The 19,979-nt window shown below is 39.4% G+C and carries 13 protein-coding genes; 6 read left to right on the plus strand and 7 right to left on the minus strand.

Annotated elements, in window-relative coordinates; translation table 11 throughout:
* Positions 1-62: 62 nt before the first annotated feature.
* Positions 63-1,073 carry a quinone-dependent dihydroorotate dehydrogenase gene (gene pyrD / locus RI845_RS07935; protein WP_348389196.1) on the plus strand — a complete coding sequence of 337 codons (1,011 nt, stop codon included), beginning with the start codon at positions 63-65 and terminating at the stop codon, positions 1,071-1,073.
* Positions 1,074-1,247: 174 nt separating this feature from the next.
* On the opposite strand, the gene RI845_RS07940 is transcribed toward pyrD, so the two are convergent.
* The 3 genes from RI845_RS07940 to nrdG form a co-directional block, all read right to left on the minus strand.
* Entirely contained in the window at positions 1,248-2,036 is a 789-nt protein-coding gene (locus RI845_RS07940) for a hypothetical protein (protein WP_348389197.1), read from the minus strand.
* A gap of 103 nt (positions 2,037-2,139) precedes the next feature.
* Complete coding sequence (nrdD, locus tag RI845_RS07945) at positions 2,140-3,987, minus strand: anaerobic ribonucleoside-triphosphate reductase (protein ID WP_348389198.1); 1,848 nt, start codon at positions 3,985-3,987, stop codon at positions 2,140-2,142.
* Positions 3,974-4,450, minus strand: coding sequence for an anaerobic ribonucleoside-triphosphate reductase activating protein (gene nrdG / locus RI845_RS07950; protein WP_348389199.1), 477 nt, complete (start codon positions 4,448-4,450; stop codon positions 3,974-3,976). Before nrdG ends, nrdD begins: the two co-directional genes overlap by 14 nt.
* Positions 4,451-4,773: 323 nt before the next feature.
* Between nrdG and RI845_RS07955 the strand changes: the two genes are divergently transcribed.
* The 3 genes from RI845_RS07955 to RI845_RS07965 all read left to right on the plus strand — a co-directional run bounded on the left by RI845_RS07955 (position 4,774) and on the right by RI845_RS07965 (position 10,731).
* The gene (locus RI845_RS07955; protein ID WP_348389200.1) at positions 4,774-6,369 is read left to right on the plus strand and encodes a DUF2235 domain-containing protein; all 1,596 of its coding nucleotides are present in this window, start codon (positions 4,774-4,776) and stop codon (positions 6,367-6,369) included.
* A gap of 103 nt (positions 6,370-6,472) precedes the next feature.
* Positions 6,473-7,666: an exonuclease SbcCD subunit D gene (locus RI845_RS07960; RefSeq protein ID WP_348389201.1), complete on the plus strand. Its 1,194-nt coding sequence runs from the start codon at positions 6,473-6,475 to the stop codon at positions 7,664-7,666.
* Positions 7,666-10,731 (plus strand): SMC family ATPase, encoded by a 3,066-nt coding sequence (locus tag RI845_RS07965; RefSeq protein ID WP_348389202.1) that lies wholly within the window; start codon positions 7,666-7,668, stop codon positions 10,729-10,731. The genes RI845_RS07960 and RI845_RS07965 overlap by 1 nt, the downstream gene beginning before the upstream one ends.
* Positions 10,732-11,019: 288 nt before the next feature.
* Here the strand turns inward: RI845_RS07965 and RI845_RS07970 are convergent, their stop codons facing one another.
* Positions 11,020-11,790: a hypothetical protein gene (locus RI845_RS07970; RefSeq protein ID WP_348389203.1), complete on the minus strand. Its 771-nt coding sequence runs from the start codon at positions 11,788-11,790 to the stop codon at positions 11,020-11,022.
* Between the two features lie 919 nt (positions 11,791-12,709).
* On the opposite strand from RI845_RS07970, the gene RI845_RS07975 reads away from it, so the two are divergent.
* Positions 12,710-14,128, plus strand: a complete 1,419-nt coding sequence (locus tag RI845_RS07975; RefSeq protein ID WP_348389204.1) for an MBOAT family O-acyltransferase — start codon at positions 12,710-12,712, stop codon at positions 14,126-14,128.
* Positions 14,103-15,179 (plus strand): hypothetical protein, encoded by a 1,077-nt coding sequence (locus RI845_RS07980; protein WP_348389205.1) that lies wholly within the window; start codon positions 14,103-14,105, stop codon positions 15,177-15,179. The genes RI845_RS07975 and RI845_RS07980 overlap by 26 nt, the downstream gene beginning before the upstream one ends.
* A gap of 11 nt (positions 15,180-15,190) precedes the next feature.
* Here RI845_RS07980 and RI845_RS07985 read toward each other — a convergent pair whose 3' ends face one another.
* The 3 genes from RI845_RS07985 to RI845_RS07995 form a co-directional block, all read right to left on the minus strand.
* Positions 15,191-15,970, minus strand: coding sequence for a slipin family protein (locus RI845_RS07985; RefSeq protein ID WP_348389206.1), 780 nt, complete (start codon positions 15,968-15,970; stop codon positions 15,191-15,193).
* A gap of 4 nt (positions 15,971-15,974) precedes the next feature.
* A complete protein-coding gene (locus RI845_RS07990; protein WP_348389207.1) occupies positions 15,975-17,324 on the minus strand; it encodes an NfeD family protein in 1,350 nt (449 codons plus the stop codon).
* Between the two features lie 72 nt (positions 17,325-17,396).
* Complete coding sequence (locus tag RI845_RS07995) at positions 17,397-19,616, minus strand: YHYH protein (protein ID WP_348389208.1); 2,220 nt, start codon at positions 19,614-19,616, stop codon at positions 17,397-17,399.
* Positions 19,617-19,979: the final 363 nt, after the last annotated feature.

The following is a 19,979-nucleotide window of genomic DNA, read 5'->3' on the forward strand; positions in this document are numbered from 1 at the left end:
TTATTTTTTTATAAGCCTAAAAAAATAAACTTTATCAATAATATTTAATCATTTGAGACGTCATGCTTTATTCATTAGCCCGTAATTTATTGTTCAAACTTAGTGCTGAACAAGCCCACGAATTAACCATTAATATGCTTAAACTACCTGCTTCTTTTGCTTTAAAAGGCTTATACGGCGCACAGGTAAAAGATAAACCTGTAGAAGTAATGGGCATATCATTTCCTAATCCGGTTGGTTTAGCGGCTGGCTTGGATAAAAATGGTGAATGTATCAATGGCTTTGGTGCTATGGGATTTGGCTTTGTTGAAATAGGTACGGTTACTCCGCGTCCTCAACCGGGAAATCCAAAGCCTCGTATTTTTCGTTTACCGCAAGCGAATGCGATTATAAACCGCATGGGGTTTAACAACCATGGCGTTGATTATTTAGTAAACCAGGTTAAAAAGGCCAACTTTAAAGGTGTGCTTGGTATCAATATTGGTAAGAACAAAGACACACCAGAAGAAAATGCCAAAGACGATTATATTTTTTGTATGCGTAAAGTGTATGAGCACGCTTCATACATCACAGTAAACATTTCGTCGCCAAACACTCCAGGCTTACGAGACTTACAGTACGGAGACGCCCTTAATAACCTTTTAAGCGCATTAAAAGCAGAACAAACAGCACTTGCAGCTAAACACTCTAAGTATGTACCAATTACCGTTAAAATCGCTCCTGACTCAACGGCAGAAGAAATTGCAGGAATTGCAGAATGTTTGTTAGCCAATGACATCGATGGTGTTATTGCGACCAACACTACCTTAAGCCGCGAAGGTGTAGAAAACCTGGAACATGGCAGTGAAATGGGGGGGTTAAGCGGTTTACCTGTACAAGATAAAAGCACTGAAGTTATAAAGTTATTAGCCAAAGAGCTCTCTGGAAAAATGCCAATTATAGGTGTTGGTGGAATTAATAGCGCCGAAGCAGCCCAAGAAAAACTAGCTGCAGGTGCAAGCTTGGTGCAAGTCTACACTGGCTTTATTTACGAAGGTCCTAAACTTATCAAAGACATTGTCGATTCGATTTAATCAACAATGTAGGGCGTAGTCAGGGGTAATAAATCACCTGGCTTTGCCGTCACAATACTTTACAAAACCTAAATTTACTTGCTGAGACGGCTTTAATTACCTGAGTCAGCTTTAATTTCCTGAACTTGTTTCAGCAGCCATCATATAAAGCAGAGCCTAACGACTATTGAAAGGTTATTGCTTTGTCAGCAAACGAAGCTGTTTCGTATCATTATCGCGTTTTAACTCTTTTAGCGCTTTTCTAAAGTCCTTACGTAGGTGCGCTTTCAAATGAGACGTTACGTGTCTACCTGGAATTTTCTTTAATGTTGCAAACAGCGCTAAACAATAAATAATTTCCTTTTCAACCAATGCCGATTGTCGGTTGGCATACTTGTTGTAACAGCTGCCGCAGCCACCCTTGAATTGATAAGCAGTATTGGCAAACATTACACCAAACCCCATGAAAGCCGCGACTAAATCTACTGCCTGAGGAAGAAGCTTATCACCGCCTGGTGGCAATACACCACGCTGTGCAATCAAAATTGAAGCAAAGGCTTGTACAAAAGAAGCAACCAGATCTTGTGGTTGGTTAATTTGTGCTGGATTATAGCTGACTAAAATTTCAGAGTTGTTGTTTACGGTGTAATCAGTATTTATTACTTGGCTTTGTGAGCCGCGCATACCGCCAGTAAAGCTAAGCTTAGGCAACGCATGTTCTTGATATTTATCGGGCGCTACCAGTTTGATTGGCCAGTGTTGCATGCCAGCATACTTTAATGTGTGATCAAATACCGATTGCGCCATTTCTTCAATGCTGCTTACTTTACCGGGATAAAACTTATTTGTCGGTAGTATCAACTGTGAATCTTGCATAAATACGGCGGCATCAAACTCTGTTAATGCCCAGGTAAAGGTGTCAAAAATCCAGCCTTTAGCATATTGATTAATATAGGGGGAGGGTGTAAATATGTTTGCAAGCATGACGGTAAATAAATTAAAAATGATCTAACAGCGATATGGCAGAATAACATTTATACAATAATATTACACTGCCATGTTTACATTTTTTATCTATTTTTCAAAGTTATACCAATTCTAAATGAGATTGTTTTTGTCTTTGTTGTTGCAGCATTCTTTCATTATACACTCGGTCGCTTTGTAAACGCTGATAATGACGTAAACCGTGTTCTTTTTGTCTGTCATTTGAAAATGAAGACACACGCTTTAAATAACCAATAACTCTTGTGCCATGATCAACATCCTCACTGCCACACGAATTACAGTAATGCAGAGTACGTTTGTCAATATGCTCACATTCATTACAAATGGTAATTTTTACGTTCACACAAAAATAGTTACAACCGGTTTTAGCCGCTACATTAAACAGTTTCACATACGCCTCGGCCGACAAACTCTCATCTAAATTTAGATGCAGAGCAGAGCCTCCATCAAGGTACTGGTTGATCTCTTTACCATGCAAAACAAACTTATCTAAGTGATTGCTGCTTTCATCTTCTACCAGATAGAAGTATGAGTTATAGCATTCACGATTAGTTAGGTAACCATCTTTAGCATCCCATTTTGCGTTTTTAACGCCTAGGTTTTCTGCCGGTACAAATTCAGTATTAAACATATAACCAAATTGCTTTTTCGCCTCTTGGTTGGCTTTGAAAATAACTTGCAAATGATCACTGACAAAGTCTTTATATTGCTGATTGTTACTTACTGCTATGCCTTTGTACTCTGCCGCTTCAGCCATACCATTAATGCCAATAGTTAAAAACTGCTTGTCCAGGGTAATAAAGCCAGCATCGTATACGCTTAATGCGCCCTGAGCTAGATAGTCTTCCATTATTTTTCGATAGGCAACCTGATATTTTTGAATTTTTTCAATTTCGGTTTTTAAATCACGACCATCTTGAATTAAGCGGTTCATATTCAGGGTAATGACATTTATCGAGCCCGTTGCAACGCCACCAGCGCCTAGAGTAAATGAAAAGGTATTATCGGTAATTTCGTTACGCAGTCGACAACATGATGCTAAAGAATCCGGGCTGTCTGATAAATACATAAAAAAGGAATTACCCATCGCTTTTTCTTTGGCTAGGTTGTAAGCAAACTCTTTGTCCTTACATTCTCCATTTTCGGTAAGCATAGCTGCAGTGATAACCGGGAAAGTAAGTACAGCTTTCTCTCGTTCACTGTTTATCCAGGTTAAAAAGAAGTTTTGTAATTTATCGACACTTTGCCAACTTGGCTTGGTAAAGTCAGGGAATACAAAATCTTCAAACATTGATTGAAAATAGAACTGATCAAAAATTGAGATATTCCAAAATACGCTTTGGTAACCACGGGCTGCGGCAGGTTGGTTTAGTGCGTAAACGACATGTTGTAGGTGATTTTCAATTGCTTTGCTGTGCTTATCAAGGTAGTTGTCTCCAAATTCTTTACGAGCAAAATAATCAAAATAAGTTAAAAACTCAACCGAGGCTACCGCCCCGGCAAATTGTGCTGAGATGGCAAAAATCAAGTTAACAAATGAACCACAAAATGACTCAATGTGTTTTGGTGCTTTAGACTCTCCACCCAACTTAGTTAATCCATCAAGTAAAAAAGGATACATGCTAATTGAAGTGCAGTAGGGCTTAATACTGGTTTCATCATGTACATAAATCTCATGATCTTCAATTTGACGTTGATATTCATTGGCTAATTCAGCATCAAAGATCTCACTGATCTTATTTTTGACCAATGAGCGATTAATTTGAACATAACAATCTTTAAGCAATTCAGCCTCTAGTGTTGCAATGTTTTTTTGTGTCACATTGGCATTGGCATCCATTTTAGAGCCATCTGCTGCATTTTTGGCTGCAAAATATTCTTCAATGTAAGCTGTTTTATTATTAATTTGTTCTTCGCTAAGCCGCAACATGTTGTATTCCTTTTTTTATAAATAAGTGATTTAGAGTGTTTCCAGTGGCCAAATCAATGAATTTTTGATTTGTGTCAGGGTTGTTTAATCCGCCTTTGCTAGGATCCCATTTTCCAATTTTTACGTAGCTTAAATGTTTGCTAATTTCATCATCAACAAAATTTTCGCCCGTATATAAACAGGTTTTTAATCCTTGCTGTTTAGCCCATATGAGTTTTTCAATCAGGTGCTCTTTTTGCCATTCCCCGCCCATAAACAGCACCGTTGAAATCAACGTCTGATATTTGTTAATCCAATGTTGAAATTTTGTATTTGTTAACGGCTCGCCAGAGTTTTTATTCCAAAGTTCAGTACTGTGGCAACCCTTACAACCTACTTGGCAACCGGTGATGCTAAAGCACAAACTTATCTCATTTGGTACTTCCTGAAACACAATTGTTGGCGGTAATGAATTAAACGTCATAATCTATATATGGTGTAATTTTTATTGTTAGACACACTATATAGTGCTTGTTAGGTGCTAGAGTTTGATCTAGATCAAACATTTATGGTTTTAATATCCCCAAATATTTTAGGGGATATTATTTATACGAAAGCTGATTAATAAAAAACAGCGCAAGAAATAAAGTGTAATAAGTGGTAATCAGCGCGACCAAAGGCTGGTAAACAAAGGTTTACGAGATGTTAATTTAAAGTTGCGTGGATTTGCTTTTGTATTGACTTTTAGCTCGCAAATTGGCAACTTTCAACTAAGTTTAACTAATGTAATTAATATCAGCAGGAAGCATGATGAAGCGTTTGATTATTTGTTTTGATGGCACTTGGAATAACCCTGAACAAGAAGAAAATGGCGTTACCACTCCGACCAACGTTTATCGTTTAAAAAACTGTATCAGTGCAACTGCAAATTCATCTGAAGTTACTCAAAAAGTATTTTATCACCCAGGTGTAGGCGGTGAAGAAATTGGATTAATTGATGAGTTTTTGGGCGGCGCGCTTGGTATAGGTATAAACCGTCATATCTCCAGTGCTTACCATTGGTTGGGTTTAAATTACCGTGAAGGCGATGAGGTTTTCTTATTTGGTTTTTCCAGAGGAGCGTTTTCAGCAAGAAGTTTAGCTGGCTTTTTAGGCAAGGGATTAGTAAATCTGCAAGGTATTTCAGCTGAAGAGAGTTGGCATCGAGTTGAAACTGCTTTTAATAGTGGCTACAAAGATAAAATGCCACAAAACCAATGGGCGAAAAATCATTGGAGTTTCTTTCATGACAAAGGCGCTATTCCGATTACATTTCTTGGGGTGTGGGATACGGTTGGGGCACTTGGGATCCCTGATGATTTGGAGATAATAAATTTATTTGATCGCAAAGACAGTTGGCAATTTCACGACACTAAATTAGCCGATCATATTGAGCATGCTCGTCATGCGATGGCGATGGATGAAAAGCGCAGTAGTTTTACCGTCACTCGTTGGAGTAATGTAAAGGAGCATAACGACGCTGTTGAGTTATGGTTTCCAGGAGTGCATTCAGATGTAGGCGGAGGTTACCAAGATAGTGACTTATCAAATGGTGCGCTAAAATGGATGATCAAACAAAGTAAAAGTTTTGGCTTAGAGTTTCGACAAGATATTGATCAGCTAATAATAGACAACCCGATTGGTGTTTTGCATAACTCTTTTAAAGGGGTCTTTTCAAAACTACGCTCTAGACCAAGAAATATTCCGGCGTTAATCAAAGCAAATTCTGGACAATTTCACGATAGTGCCTTTATTCGCCAGCGTATTTCACCAATAGAGCATGAACCATATTATCCCACTCAAATGCTTGCCGTTAATGAGGCGACAACCTTGCAAATATATGCCAAGTGTCGGTGGAATAAAACATCTGTTTATTTAGAACAAGGCCATGAATATGTATTCAGTGCTAAGGGGCAGTGGCAAGATGGAGTAGAGAGCTGCGACTGGCTTGGCACCGAATATAACAACCAACGTACAGCAGGGGATTTATTTCGGGCAACGTCAAGTTTTTTAGGTAAGTTTGAATCGTTAATTAAGCGTTTTAATAAAAACGTATCAACCGATTTTTTCGCCAGTAAACGCGTAGAAGATAAACCTTGGTTTGGCTTAATTGGTGCAATAGCAAATGACAGCGGCCAAGCTCATAAAAACCTAAATGTAAATCATCAAACCGAGCAGCAACAGGTGGTAAAACACGATGGTAGTGCAATTCCACATCAATACATACAACTAGCTGAACATCAAGAAAACGCACCATTGTTAATAAACCATGCTGGCTATTTATATTGTTTTGCCAACGATGCCTGGAGTTTTTATGAAAACAACAAAGGCTATATTGAATTAACCATTACTCGGGTAAAATAAATAACGGCAATAATAGAAAAATGTTATTGAGATATTTAATAACATGCCTTACTTTGAACGTAGTACTTTAATATCAAAATAAACTCATACCTTTAGGGATTCAATGCGCTTTATCCACACTTCAGACTGGCACATCGGCCGGTTATTCCAAAATATCTCATTACTTGACGATCAACTGTTTGTGTTAAAGCAAATTAAGCAATATGCGCAAGATTATAAAATAGACGCGTTAGTGGTAGCCGGAGACATTTTTGATCGCTCAGTACCACCAAGCGATGCGGTAGATGCGCTAAATCAATTTATTAAAAGTATGGAAGTATTAGCGATCCCAATTATTATGATCAGTGGCAACCACGACAGTGCCAAGCGTTTACGCTTTGGTGCTAAGCAAATGCAAAAAGCAGGGTTGCATATATTGGCTGATTTACACGATATTGAGCAAGGTATCGTGATCAATAGTGAAACCGGGCCGGTGACATTTTATGGTATTCCTTATCATGATCCGGTAGAGGTGCGAGAAGCGTTTAATACTGCCGAACAAGGCCTTGAGATCAAAACATACGATCAAGCCCATACCTTTGCCGCTAAAAAAATATTGGCTCATAAAACGGCGAATTACCCTGACCAACCGGCAGTATTACTCAGCCATTGTTTTATCGACGGTGCCAGTGAATCAGACTCAGAGCGACCTTTATCTATTGGTGGAGCCGACAGAGTATCATGGCAACCGTTAAGTGATTTTGATTACGTTGCTTTAGGTCATTTACATGCACCACAGTATAAGGGTGAACAGCACATTCGTTATTCGGGGTCATTACTTAAATATTCCTTTTCTGAATACAAACAGAAAAAAGGCGTCACATTAGTTGAAATGAATGCTGAAGGTTTGCTGTCACATCAGCATTTACCGTTAACCGCAAAGCATGACTTACGAGTTATTGAAGGCACGTTAGAAGAGTTACTAAAGCAGGGTTGTGCAAATTTAAAAAACACAGAAACAGCAAATGATGATTATTTATTGGCAAAGCTTACAGACACTCAAGTGATTTTAGATCCCATGGGACGACTGCGGACCGTTTACCCTAATGTACTGCAAATAGAGCGTACAAACTTTGATCTGCAAAGCGGCAGCAAATTAAGCCAAAACACATCCTCCTCAAGCGCTAACCAACGCAGTGAAGAAGAAGTGTTTACTGATTTTTTTAGTCAGGTTATGAACACTGAATTATCAGCGGAGCAAATCTCGATATTGCAAACTACCATTAACAGTGCTCGAGCCAGTATGGAGGATGAATAATGAAACTCCATAAGCTTAATATTCAAGCCTTCGGTCCATTCGCTCAAACCGAAAAAATCGACTTTTCAGATCTCGGTGACAACCCTTTATTCCTTATTGATGGACCAACCGGTGCGGGTAAATCATCTATTTTACATGCGGTTTGTTATGCCTTGTATGGCGAAACAACCGATGAAGACAGAAAAGACATGGGCGTACGCTCAGATAACGCCGCGGATGAGACTTTAACAGAATTAACGTTGGAATTTTCAATAAGAGGGCAGCATTACAGAATTACTCGCATTCCAACTCAGCAGCGTAAAGCGAAGCGTGGCGACGGTTTTACCGAGCAAAAGTCACAGGCACATTTGGTCAAAATTTTAGATGATGGCGAAGAACAAACAGTTGTTACTAAAAAGGTAAAGGACGCGAACGAGCAAATTAAAGTGATTGTTGGTTTATCTGCTCAGCAATTCAGGCAAGTAATGGTTTTACCGCAAGGTAAGTTTCGAGAGTTATTGCTGGCAAATTCAACCGATCGGCAGGCTATTTTATCAACGTTATTTCAAACTGAAATTTACCAGCGTATAGAACAATTACTAAAAACCAAAGCGGGCAATATTGAACGTGAGTATGCACGTTTTAAAGAGCAAATTACTGAAGCACTCAACGAAGTTTTTGTTGATGGTAAAGAAAATTTAATTGCCGCAGTCTTAGACTCAAAATTAAAACAGGACAAATTGAACCAGACTAAGCTTTCGGTAGAAAAACAACGCCAACTTAGTCATAACCAAGTAGAGTCCGCACAAGCAATAGCCACCTTATTCACCAATAAAAAGTTAAAGCAACAAGGATTAGCTCAACATGTTCAACAACAAAATTTGGTTGAGCAAAAACGGGAGCAGTTAACATTAGCTAAACAGGCTCTGTTAATTGCACCAGAGTTTAACGCACTGCAACAAGGGCAAGTTGATTTACAAAATAATGACAGCCAATATCAACTGGCATTACAGTCGCAGCAGCAACTAGTAGTAGGTCTTGAACAAGCAACCAAACATTTAGCCGTGACAACAGAGCAACACCAGCAACGTGATTCGTTCGTTAATCAGGGCAATACCCTACAAGGGTATAAACAAACTTTATCAGGCCTTAATCAATTACAACAGCAATCTAAGCAATGCCAAACGCAAGAGCAACTGGCAATTACCGAGCAAGCAGAATTAAAGCGGCAATTTAATCAGTTTACTGAACGTAGCGAAAACGGCTTAAAACTAATACATGACTTACATCAAGAGTTACAGGGTAAAGCCCAAATGGTGCGAGTACAGCAGACATTGCGACAACAAACTAATTGTTTAACAACACTGCAAACGATTGAGCAAAATAGGGCTAAACTGCTGGAGAAAATCACACAGTTGGAAAAGTCTTTTAACCAAGTTAAACAACAGTATGAGCAAGCTACCCATAATGCCAACCACGTTGAAATGCTTTGGCATTCAAACCAAGCAGCCATTCTGGCTCAAACATTACAGGCAGATACACCTTGCCCTGTGTGTGGCGCTATTGAACACCCTCAACCGGCAACCAGCACTGAGCAAATGTCTAAAGCAACGAAAGAGCACGTTGATATAGCCAGAAAAGAGCAAAACAAACTGCTTCATGCTCAAAGCGAAGCTGATAAAGTGTTTAGCGGTGCAAAACAAGAATTAACACAATTAGAGCAGCAAAAACAAAATCTAGTTGCTGAACTTGGCGAAGATTTTAATAAAACCTTAGTTCAGCTAAATGATGAGCTTAATGGTTTAAGTAAGCAGATTGTTGAATTAGAGACAAAAGAAAATAACTTGCCAAAATGGCAACAAGCTCAACAAGAAATGCAAAAGCAGCTCGCCCCAATTAGCCAAAAAATTGCTGAGTTAGAGCTTAATTTACCAGCTTTGCAAGCCAATAGTGTTGCGGCTAAAACAAAATTACAAACCGCAGAGCAGGCTTTGCCAGAGCAATATAGATCTGCGCAAGAGCTTGAGACCGCAATAAATAACAACAACAATCAAATAGAAACGCTTGATACAAATTTACGCAATGCTCAGCATCAGCATCAGAAAGCGAGTAATGACAGCAGCGCTATAAATGCCACTATTGAGCAAATTTCTGCCAATAAAACCACATTAACAGCACGCGTTGAAAAGCTGTCATTAAGTTGGCAGCAGTCATTAAATGACAGCGTTTTTGAAAGTGTTACTGCCTTTCAGCAAGCAATAATATCAAATGAATTGCTTGAGAAGTTAGCGGGACAAATTAAACACTATGATCAATCACTGCAAGGCTTCCAATCGGAATTGTCGGTGCTTGATGAGCAACTAAAAGGTAAAGTTGAACCAGATTTAGAGCAGCTTAATGCGAACTTAATAGAGCAACAACGCTTATATAAACAAGCGGAAGACAATTGGGCATTAGCTCAAAATCAGCACAGTAAGTTACAAGATACCTTAACTAAAATCACCCGCATTGAAGCTGAACAAGAAGACAATAAAAAACAGTTTGAAGTGATCGGCACATTAGCCAGCGCGGCATCAGGCAAGGGCAATGTTAAAGTGTCTTTAGAACGTTTTGTTCTTGGCGATTTACTCGATTCAGTATTAGCCATAGCGAGCAAACGTTTGCATATTATGAGTAAAGGTCAATATCGCCTTGTTCGTCAGGATGAGGGCACACAAAAGCGTAATGTAACCGCTGGTTTAGATCTAGCGATCGATGATGCCTATACCGGTAAAACAAGACCTGTTGCAACACTGTCCGGTGGAGAGTCGTTTATGGCATCTTTATCGCTTGCCTTAGGCTTGAGCGATGTTGTACAGCAACGCTCTGGTGGTATTCAGCTTGATACCTTGTTTATCGATGAAGGCTTTGGCTCACTAGATCAGGAGTCACTGCAACTTGCCATTCAAACGTTAATTGATTTACAGGCTACAGGCAGAACCATTGGTATTATCTCGCATGTGTCAGAACTGAAAGAGCAAATGGCGCTGCGCATTGATGTACAAAGCAGTAGGGCGGGGAGTTCGATAACAACAATTGGTGTATAAGAACTTTAAGGGGTTCCGCAGAACTTCTACGTTATTCCTGCGAAACCTTCCTCCGTCATTGCCGCGCATGCGGTAATCCATGTTTTGTTAACTAAATGGATACCCAAACGAGTTGGGTATGACGGTGTTATGTTGGTTGGCTTTTCCCGCGAACGACTAAATGGATTTAGGAGGTAGAGCGACGCATGGATGCCAAAACCGAGGCGGGAATCTAGCGTTAAATCCATAAATAAAAAGCCAATGCGTTTGCATTGGCTTTTTAAAACTGAAAGTTAGGTTTAGCTTTATCTAATCGGCACCCATAGACATATCATCTCTGATGGCATAAACCGTATAAGACGTAGAATGGAAATTATCAGACCAGCTTTTAAGGGCATCGGCTGCTTTCTTTTCGTCACCAATTTGCTCTGAAAATGCTGCGGCAAAAGACTTTTCTGGAGGTGCCATGCCTGCATAACCTTCATAAGGGATAACTAGGCTTAATCCGCCTTCACCACCAATTTGCCAGCTCCAAGACCAAGAATATGGCCACTTCATTGCTTTAGCTGTATCACTCAACATTTTTTTGCCATCACTGATACTTTTACCTGCGCCCATTTTGGCTTTGTAGTCAGTGACTGCAAAGTATCTGTAGTTAGTGTCGCTGTTAGGCCAATTGCTGTTAGTAAAATCTAAACGTGAATAGTAGTGTTGATAACTCTCTACATATTGACCAACATTGTTATTCCAATGCTCGTTAACTTTATTGTCACTATCCCATTTGATATAGCTTTCAACATCTTTAAACGCAGTACAACAAAAGCGAACAACATAAAAGTTTAAGTTATTTCCTATTACCGGGACATAGGTATTCCATTCTCTTGGATCACCTTTTGATGCTCGATATTTAATGTGCTCTTTGAATGCTTGCTCGAATTGAGCTTGTTGACCTGCGTTAGGTACGATAATCCAAGCATCGGCTAATGAAGGAGGTTTTTCGTCAGCAGCAAATGCTGAAAAATTGAATTGCATTATTGCTAATAAGCTAACAATGAATGTTTTAAATATTACTTTACTCATTATGTTTTCCTTAAAACGAGTTGAAATGTCTAGCTACAATTCTTTGAAACAACTCACAACAAGTACATAACACTATGAATTCAAATGGCATTGAAGCCAGTATGATTACCGTTAAAGCCTAGCAAAAAAAATGAAAATAACAATTTTTACTGTTACAAAGGGGTAACACCCGATTACATTTTTATCTATATACTCGCCTGGTAATTTAGAAAACCTATGAGGCGTTATTTTGATAAAGCGTAAACATCCAATATTAAAGAACAAAAAACAAGTAGAGCAAAATGTCTCAGTAGGGCAGTTATTTACGATCTTTTTTAAGTTGTTGCTAAACTCATTACCTTTTCTTGCCAAAGGTTTTTACGATATTTTGAAAACTCAATTTACTGGGAAATCTAATATCCATAACAAAACAAATATTTATCGTAATAAAAGCGCCAAGTAAATTTCAAAAACATTCCCTATTAAAAATAGAAAGCCCCTGAAATAAATTCAGGGAGTCGTATTTTTACTATGAAGTTAATTGTATCCAGCGCCACCTACCATCATCAGTAAACGCATAACTAATCACTTCCAAACTACAGCTCTCATCATTTGCTGACCTTACCACCACTTACTGAACGTATTTCAGCATCTCAGCAATCACTTGCAGGCCACAGCACCACTTGCTGAACTAGTTTCAGCATCTCAGCAATCACTTGCAGCCTATGCCCCCTTGCTGAACTTGTTTCAGCATCTCAGCAATCATTTGCATCCCGTGCCACCAATTGCTGAACTTGTTTCAGCATCTAATTTATCTGCTATGAAGAACATATCGAGTGATTAGCAATTTAGACAAATTTCTTATAAACTTAATTTTTGTACAAAAAACTAGCATTATCAGTTACTAACTGAATGGTTTAAAAAATCAGCGGAAGGTAAAATGCTATTTAATTCATTTTCATTCATATTTTTCTTTTTAATTGTTCTTACTTTGCACAATATGCCATTTAGTTGGCGTATTAAAAAATCCAACCTGCTTATTGCCAGTTATCTGTTTTACGCCGCCTGGAATCCTCCTTTTGTAATACTGCTGTGGATCTCAACCGTTGTAGACTGGCATGTTGCCAAGCGGATGTTCAATGAACAAAGACCTCATGCTCGAAAAGTATTACTGGCAATAAGTGTATTAGTTAACCTTGGTATGCTTGGTTTTTTCAAATACGGTCAGTTTTTACTCGATAACTTTATCGCGTTTATGGCGGTATTTGGTATTGAATATCAAGCTGCTGCATGGGAAATAATTTTACCGGTAGGTATCTCTTTTTATACCTTCCAAACCATGGCGTATTCTCTTGATGTGTATTTGAAAAGGGCAGAGCCGGCTAAATCACTATTAGACTTTTCTTTATTTGTTACTTTTTTCCCACAATTAGTTGCCGGCCCAATTGTTAGACCAACTTACTTAATTCCACAGTTTGCTAAACCCAAAGTCGCAACAAGCAACCAATTGTTGTGGGGGATTGGTTTAATGATCATCGGTATGTTTTCAAAAGTAGTGGTGGCAGATGGTTTATTAGCACCGGCGGCAGAGGCTGTGTTTGCTTCGCATGATCAGCTTAACCCCATTGATGCATGGCTTGGAACTTTAGCTTTTTCAGGGCAAATATTTTGTGATTTTGCCGGTTATTCCACCATCGCTATTGGTGTGGCGTTAACCTTAGGTTTTTCTCTGCCTAATAATTTCAATTATCCCTATGCCGCCATTGGCTTTTCAGACTTTTGGCGCCGTTGGCATATTTCGCTGTCTAGCTGGTTACGTGATTATTTATATATCCCACTGGGCGGTAATAAAAAAGGCTCTAGGCGTACCTTTATTAATTTAATGCTTACCATGCTGTTAGGCGGTTTATGGCATGGCGCAGCTTGGACATTTGTTGTTTGGGGTGGGTTACATGGCTTGTACCTCGCTGGTGAAAGAATACTTCGACATAAATATCAACAAGTAGTCTTTTGGCATACAACTAAGGGCAAAATTATACTCGCGGCAGTTACCTATTTCTTAGTCAATATTACTTGGGTATTCTTCCGTGCACCGGACTTTGCCACCGCTTGGCGAATGATGCAATCTATGCTGTTGTTTAGCGGTGATACAAACGTTCTCTCTAATCAGTTTATTATTCAAACGGTATTAACCATAAGCATTATGCTTGGCATTCACTGGTACATGCGCAATAGAAAGCTTGAAGATGTCATTAGCAATATTTCTTTACCGGCACTAAGTGCTACAGGCGCTACATTAATGTTTTTAATTGCGATTACGCAAGGAGGAAGCAATGCCTTCATCTACTTCCAGTTCTAAAATTGTTGAACGAGAAATTCCTAATAAAAATTGGGCTACGCTATTTGTTGTTATGGTTAGCTTGTTTGTAGTGTTAATTGCCGGATGGGAAATGTATTGGCGCAGCGAAGGTGCAAAACCCGCCTATATAAACTCTGACAGTTTATGGGCAATAGAACGACGTAAAGTGCAACAAGATTCTGTAGTATTTACTGGCTCTTCAAGGATGTTGTTCAATATGCAAACTGATATTTGGCAACAGCAAACAGGTGTTAAACCTATTCAGTTATCACTAGAAGGTACAACGCCATTAGGTGTGTTGGAAGATTTAGCAGACGATGAACAGTTTAAAGGAACTGTGTTTGCCGGTGTTGCTCCAGGGCTTTTTTTCTCTGGCTATGAATATCGCAAAAATGCCTTGAAAGCATATAAAAAAGAAGCGCCTTCGCAATGGTTAGGACAACAGTTAGCTATGTTGATAGAGCCGTTATTTGCGTTCATGAAACCTGATTTTGCTTTGTTTACCGTGCTCAAACGACAAAACTGGCCTGAGCGAAATCAGGTTAAAAATAACTTGGATGTGCGCGCCTTAATGGTTATGTCTAAAGACAGAAATACCCAAATGTGGGACAAGGTTGTTAACAACGAAGAGTATCGACAATTAGCTATTAAAATATGGATGCAAGGGTTTGAGCCTATCGATAAAAAATCCGCTGAAGATATTGCAAAAATGCATGAGAACAGAGACAAACAAATCGCAAGAGCCGTAGCGGTTAACAAAAAGATGATCGCGAAAGGCGCAAAACTTTTTTTTGTTAGAATGCCATCGCAAGGTTTTTATACGATGGAAGAGGGGATGTATAATCCAAAAGAAACGAACTGGGATGTTTTACTGAAAGAAACAGGTGCCCCTGGCATTCATTTTGAAGATTACCCAGATTTAAGTAAATATACCTTACCAGAAGACTCTCATTTAACGGCACATGACGCAAAAACCTTTACCAAAGACTTCGTTAGTATTTATCAAAGTCTTAATGGGCAGGCTGATTTTTCTACGCTTTCGTCTCAATAAAAATAGCTAGGTTATTTGTTTTCTTCATTTAAACTTTTTGTCAGACTACTTATTAAATCCAATGGTAATGGAAAGACAATGGTTGAATTTTTTTCGCCGGCAATTTCGGTTAAGGTTTGTAAATAGCGAAGTAAAATTGCATTAGGCTCTTGTGCCAATTTATTTGCCGCTTCAACTAATGCTGTTGATGCTTCGTTTTCACCACTGGCATGAATTACTTTCGCTCTTCGAGTACGCTCTGCTTCGGCTTGTCGGGCAATAGCGCGTACCATGGTTTCATTTAAGTCAACGTGCTTAATTTCAACATTAGATACTTTTATGCCCCAGGCATCAGATCGGGTATCTAATATTTCTTGTATATCATCGTTAAGCATTTCTCTATTGGCTAACATTTCATCCAATTCATGTTGACCCAATACTGAACGTAGTGTGGTTTGAGCCAACTGCGAGGTTGCTTCTAAAAAGTTTTCAACGTTAATTATCGCTTTTTGCGGATCAATAACACGAAAATAGATCACCGCATTTACCCGCACCGACACGTTGTCTCTGCTGATCACATCTTGGCTTGGTACATCCATAACAACGGTTCGCAAATCTACCCGTACCATTTGTTGTATAAGCGGAATAACGATAATAAAGCCAGGGCCTTTTACTTTGTAAAATCGACCTAGTAAAAATATGACACCACGTTCATATTCGCGCAAAATTTTAAACATGCTGATCAAAATAATGACAACTAAAAGTATTACACTCGACCAGAAAATTTGAGGACTATAAGCTAGAAACTCCATTGCGTCACTCCTTATCTTTAAGTTCGCTAACTCGTAAAGTTAAGCCATCAATGCTGTTGATCTGTACTGATTGACCGCGAGTTAATTCGTGTTGTGATTGTGCAGCCCAACGTTCGCCATTAACAATAACGTAGCCCAAGCCGGTGAAATCATGCTCTACCAATGCATTAGCGCCAATTAGTTCTTCTTGTCCACTAACCACTTTGCTATTACGGCTTCGCCACAAATAACCAAGTGTAAAAACAAAAAATAACGTAGAAATAAATGCCACTGCAGCAATTAACGGAATTGAAATTTGAAAATGGGCCTGATCAGTGTCAATTAAAAATATTGAGCCCAATACAAATGCGATTACACCGCCAATGCCTAATATGCCAAAACTAGGAGCAAATGATTCTGCAATTAACAGTATTAAGCCTAAAATTAACAAGCCGGCGCCAGTAAAACTTATGGGCAGTAGCTGAAATGCATAAAGAGCTATTAGCAATGAAATACCGCCGGTAATGCCTGCTATACCGATACCTGGGCTATAAAACTCAAGCAGTAAACCATAAATACCAATTAGCATAAGAATATATGCAATGTTGGGGTCGGTGATAGTGGCAATAAAATTGTTACGCCAATCAGCCTTTATTGGTGTTAGTTGCGCATTGGCTAGGTTTAATTGCTGACTTTCTTTATCTATCACTACCTTATAGCCGTGTAGTTTCTGGACTAAACCTGCAGGAGATTGTGCAATTAGGTTGATCACATTTTTATCCAGTGCTTCTTTGGCTGTAAGAGTTGCTGCCTCTCGTACCGCCAACACGGCCCACTTTTCATTTCTACCGCGCAATTGCGCTAACGAGCGAATATAAGCGATGGCATCGTTTAACACTTTTTTTTCCATAGCGGTTGGCGAGTTTGTTTTTTCCTCTTGCTTATCAGCGCCTGTTGGCGCTCCTATACTTACCGGTGTTGCTGCGCCAAGGGTTGTCGCCGTAGACATTGCAGCAATATGGCAGGCATAAAGGATATATGTTCCGGCGCTGGCTGCTCTTGCTCCTTGTGGATAAACCAAACAAGCTATGGGAATTGAAGACGCCATAATTGCCATATTGATATCACGTAAGCTTGAGCTTAAACCACCAGGGGTATCTAATGTGATAATGAGTAAAGGAGAGCTCTTATTATGGTTAGTGTTGGCTATTTCAGTGACTAAATAATCACTTACTGCAGGCCCTATTGCGCCTTTAATTGAAAGTACAGGTACGGTTTGTGTTGCAACAGGGGAAGGGCTTATTTTGGGCGGCTCTGTAGTGGCCTTGCCAACAAAGCTAACAATTAATAATAAGCCTACCAACCAGCGTAGCATAAGCAGAACCTCGCATAGACCTACTTTAAGTCTAGTTCAAATATGCCAGTGCTGCTTATCACCTAAAAAAAGTTACTTATGAAATGTTGCATCTGGGGTACCTTTAAAGCAATTTAAAACATAAGGAAATCCGTCGGTAATGTAATAGCCATAAACACCATCGACGGTCATACCATTACATTCATCTAAGTCGCCTAAGCCTTGTACATATTCATTGTCGTCTCGATAAGTTCCGTCGTAGCTCCCGCCTGGGCTTCCGCTATCAGTAGGGCGATTACCGCTTATTAATTGATAGCTGGGCAAGGCTTTTCTTATATTACCGTTGTCATCAAAATAAGGACCGTAAATAGGGAAACCATCGGCGGCAAAACCGACAACCGGAGAAACACTACCGTTATTTTCGGTATGATAAAATGCATTTGGTGTACCGTGGTAATGATAGGTGCCATCAGGTTGTGCATGGGCATTATGACTATCTACTGAAAAACCACTTAAAGGTGACATAGGATCATAGCGCCAAGCTTGACTCATATCGTTACAACCAACTTTGCCATTACCCACTCCAAAGCAACCAGCAGCTAATAAATCAACCTTTACGCCGTTGAGTAATATCGCATTGTCTACTTGCAAGCTTATAGCCGTTGTTGTGTTGGCAAAGCTTGGGGTGGTGGTGATTTCAAAGGTATCGTTTTGTGTTGATACATTGTTTGGAAAGCTATTATTGCCATCATTAAAGTCATGATTGGGTATCGCATTGGTGTTAAAAATACATTTATCAGCGCTAGTGCTTATAACTAAATTACCCGCAAATACTGTACTGTTGTTAACATCTAAAACATTAGAGCTGTAACGTTCAACATAGGCACTGCAGTTTGCGCTTCTATTTTCAAAAATTTGATTGGTAATGTCTAACGCCGAGTTTGTTGTTTCATTACGAACAACTTGGGCAATTTCTTCAAGTGAATGAACAATATCATGGCTGTCAAAAGAGGTAAGCAGCAAATCATTGGTTTCTGCCAGATCATCTTCAACATTAAATAACTGCTGTTCGCCATTAGAATATTCAATTAATTTATAATCACCTTCACGAACAGACCAACCAGTCGTTGTGTCACTTTCAAACTCTGAATAGTTAGAACTTCTAATCGGCTCATTAGTGGTTAAGGTGTTAGCAAAACTGTGACTGTCGTACACGCTGCTTGTGTCGCTGCCAGCAAGTTCAGCGATAGTAGCAAATAAATCTACGCTGTTAACCAGAGCGCTCTCCAAGACATTATTACGTTCGACCCCTTTACCTGAAATTAGCAAGGGCACTCTAATTCCGCCTTCATACAGGCTGCCTTTAGCATGAGATTTTTCAAACACACTTGTATCTATAACGCCTTTAGGTGAGCCATTATCACCCATAAAAATAATCACGGTATTGTCTTGTACGTCTGCCGGTAATGACGCAATTAATCTGCCTATTTCACTATCCATTGCCTCTATGGCGGCAAGGTAGTAGTCACGTTTATTGGCATTTATATCTGTTTCACTACCCGTTAAACCATTTCGGGTGTGCAGCGATTCAGGCGGTAAATGAAACGGAGAATGCGGCGCTGAATAGGCAAGCCAAACAAACCATGGGCTTGATTGTTCGCCAATCCAATCGATAGCCAAATCGGTCATTTTGGTTGTGTGGTATTCATTAACCATGCTGGTTTGCCCGTTTACGGTTAGCTCCCAGTTGTAATAATCATCTAGGTTACCTAAATTGCCAGCATAGTGTTCAACACCAGTGTCATTAGGATGGCTAGCAGAGCTTTGTGCGCCGCCCAAGTGCCATTTACCAAACACTGCCGATTGATAGTGAGAAGTAGCAGGATCTGCTTTTAAATATTCAGGTAAAATTTGTAATGTAGTATCAAGGGTGGCAGGCACATAAGTAACTCCGCTATTGACGCCATGTTTGCCAGTTAATATAGACGCTCGGGTAGTTGTGCAAGCAGGCGTTGCCCAGGTGTTGGTATAGGTGATGCCTTGTTCAGCTAACGCATTAAGCGTTGCTGTATTTGGTAAGTCGTTTGAATATGAATACTGCGCAGAAGCATCCAGCCCCTGATCATCACTTAATATAAATAAAATATTGGTAGAGTCTGAGATCACAGTATCATTATTCGTGTCATCATTGTTACTACCATCATCAGGTGTCGGTTCAACCACAGGCGTGCTGACTTCAGGTTCATCACTAGAACCACTTCCGCCACAACCTACGATTAATAACACTGAAAGCACCGATAACACTCTATACATAAACTACAACTCTATTTAGGACCTTAGTTAAACTATACATATTCTAAAATAATTCACCGTAAGGCATAAGTAAGTGTTGTGTAAATGTATTGTAAATATAAAGGTCGGTTGAGGAGTTGAATTTTTTATGGATACCTGAACAAGTCAGGTATGACGGTGTAGGGCAGGTATGACGGTGTGGAGCAGTTATGACTGAGTGGGGCGGGTATGACGGTGTCAAATGGGGATGATATGAGTAGAGTAAATCGCTATGGAGTAACTACAAGTCAAAAAAAAACCTCCTAAATAGGAGGTTTAAAAATAAAAATATAGGTCCCAGGGAGAAATCTAAATTTTGTTTACGTTATGTATGACGTAACAAAG

It is taken from the genome of Thalassotalea nanhaiensis (genome assembly GCF_031583575.1).
Taxonomy (GTDB): Bacteria; Pseudomonadota; Gammaproteobacteria; order Enterobacterales; family Alteromonadaceae; genus Thalassotalea_A; species Thalassotalea_A nanhaiensis.

Coding starts and splice junctions, on each gene's coding strand:
- pyrD (WP_348389196.1), top strand. CDS start 63: ATGCTTTATTCATTAGCCCGTAATTTATTGTTCAAACTTAGTGCTGAA.
- RI845_RS07940 (WP_348389197.1), bottom strand. CDS start 2,036: ATGCTTGCAAACATATTTACACCCTCCCCCTATATTAATCAATATGCT.
- nrdD (WP_348389198.1), bottom strand. CDS start 3,987: ATGTTGCGGCTTAGCGAAGAACAAATTAATAATAAAACAGCTTACATT.
- nrdG (WP_348389199.1), bottom strand. CDS start 4,450: ATGACGTTTAATTCATTACCGCCAACAATTGTGTTTCAGGAAGTACCA.
- RI845_RS07955 (WP_348389200.1), top strand. CDS start 4,774: ATGATGAAGCGTTTGATTATTTGTTTTGATGGCACTTGGAATAACCCT.
- RI845_RS07960 (WP_348389201.1), top strand. CDS start 6,473: ATGCGCTTTATCCACACTTCAGACTGGCACATCGGCCGGTTATTCCAA.
- RI845_RS07965 (WP_348389202.1), top strand. CDS start 7,666: ATGAAACTCCATAAGCTTAATATTCAAGCCTTCGGTCCATTCGCTCAA.
- RI845_RS07970 (WP_348389203.1), bottom strand. CDS start 11,790: ATGAGTAAAGTAATATTTAAAACATTCATTGTTAGCTTATTAGCAATA.
- RI845_RS07975 (WP_348389204.1), top strand. CDS start 12,710: ATGCTATTTAATTCATTTTCATTCATATTTTTCTTTTTAATTGTTCTT.
- RI845_RS07980 (WP_348389205.1), top strand. CDS start 14,103: ATGCCTTCATCTACTTCCAGTTCTAAAATTGTTGAACGAGAAATTCCT.
- RI845_RS07985 (WP_348389206.1), bottom strand. CDS start 15,970: ATGGAGTTTCTAGCTTATAGTCCTCAAATTTTCTGGTCGAGTGTAATA.
- RI845_RS07990 (WP_348389207.1), bottom strand. CDS start 17,324: ATGCTACGCTGGTTGGTAGGCTTATTATTAATTGTTAGCTTTGTTGGC.
- RI845_RS07995 (WP_348389208.1), bottom strand. CDS start 19,616: ATGTATAGAGTGTTATCGGTGCTTTCAGTGTTATTAATCGTAGGTTGT.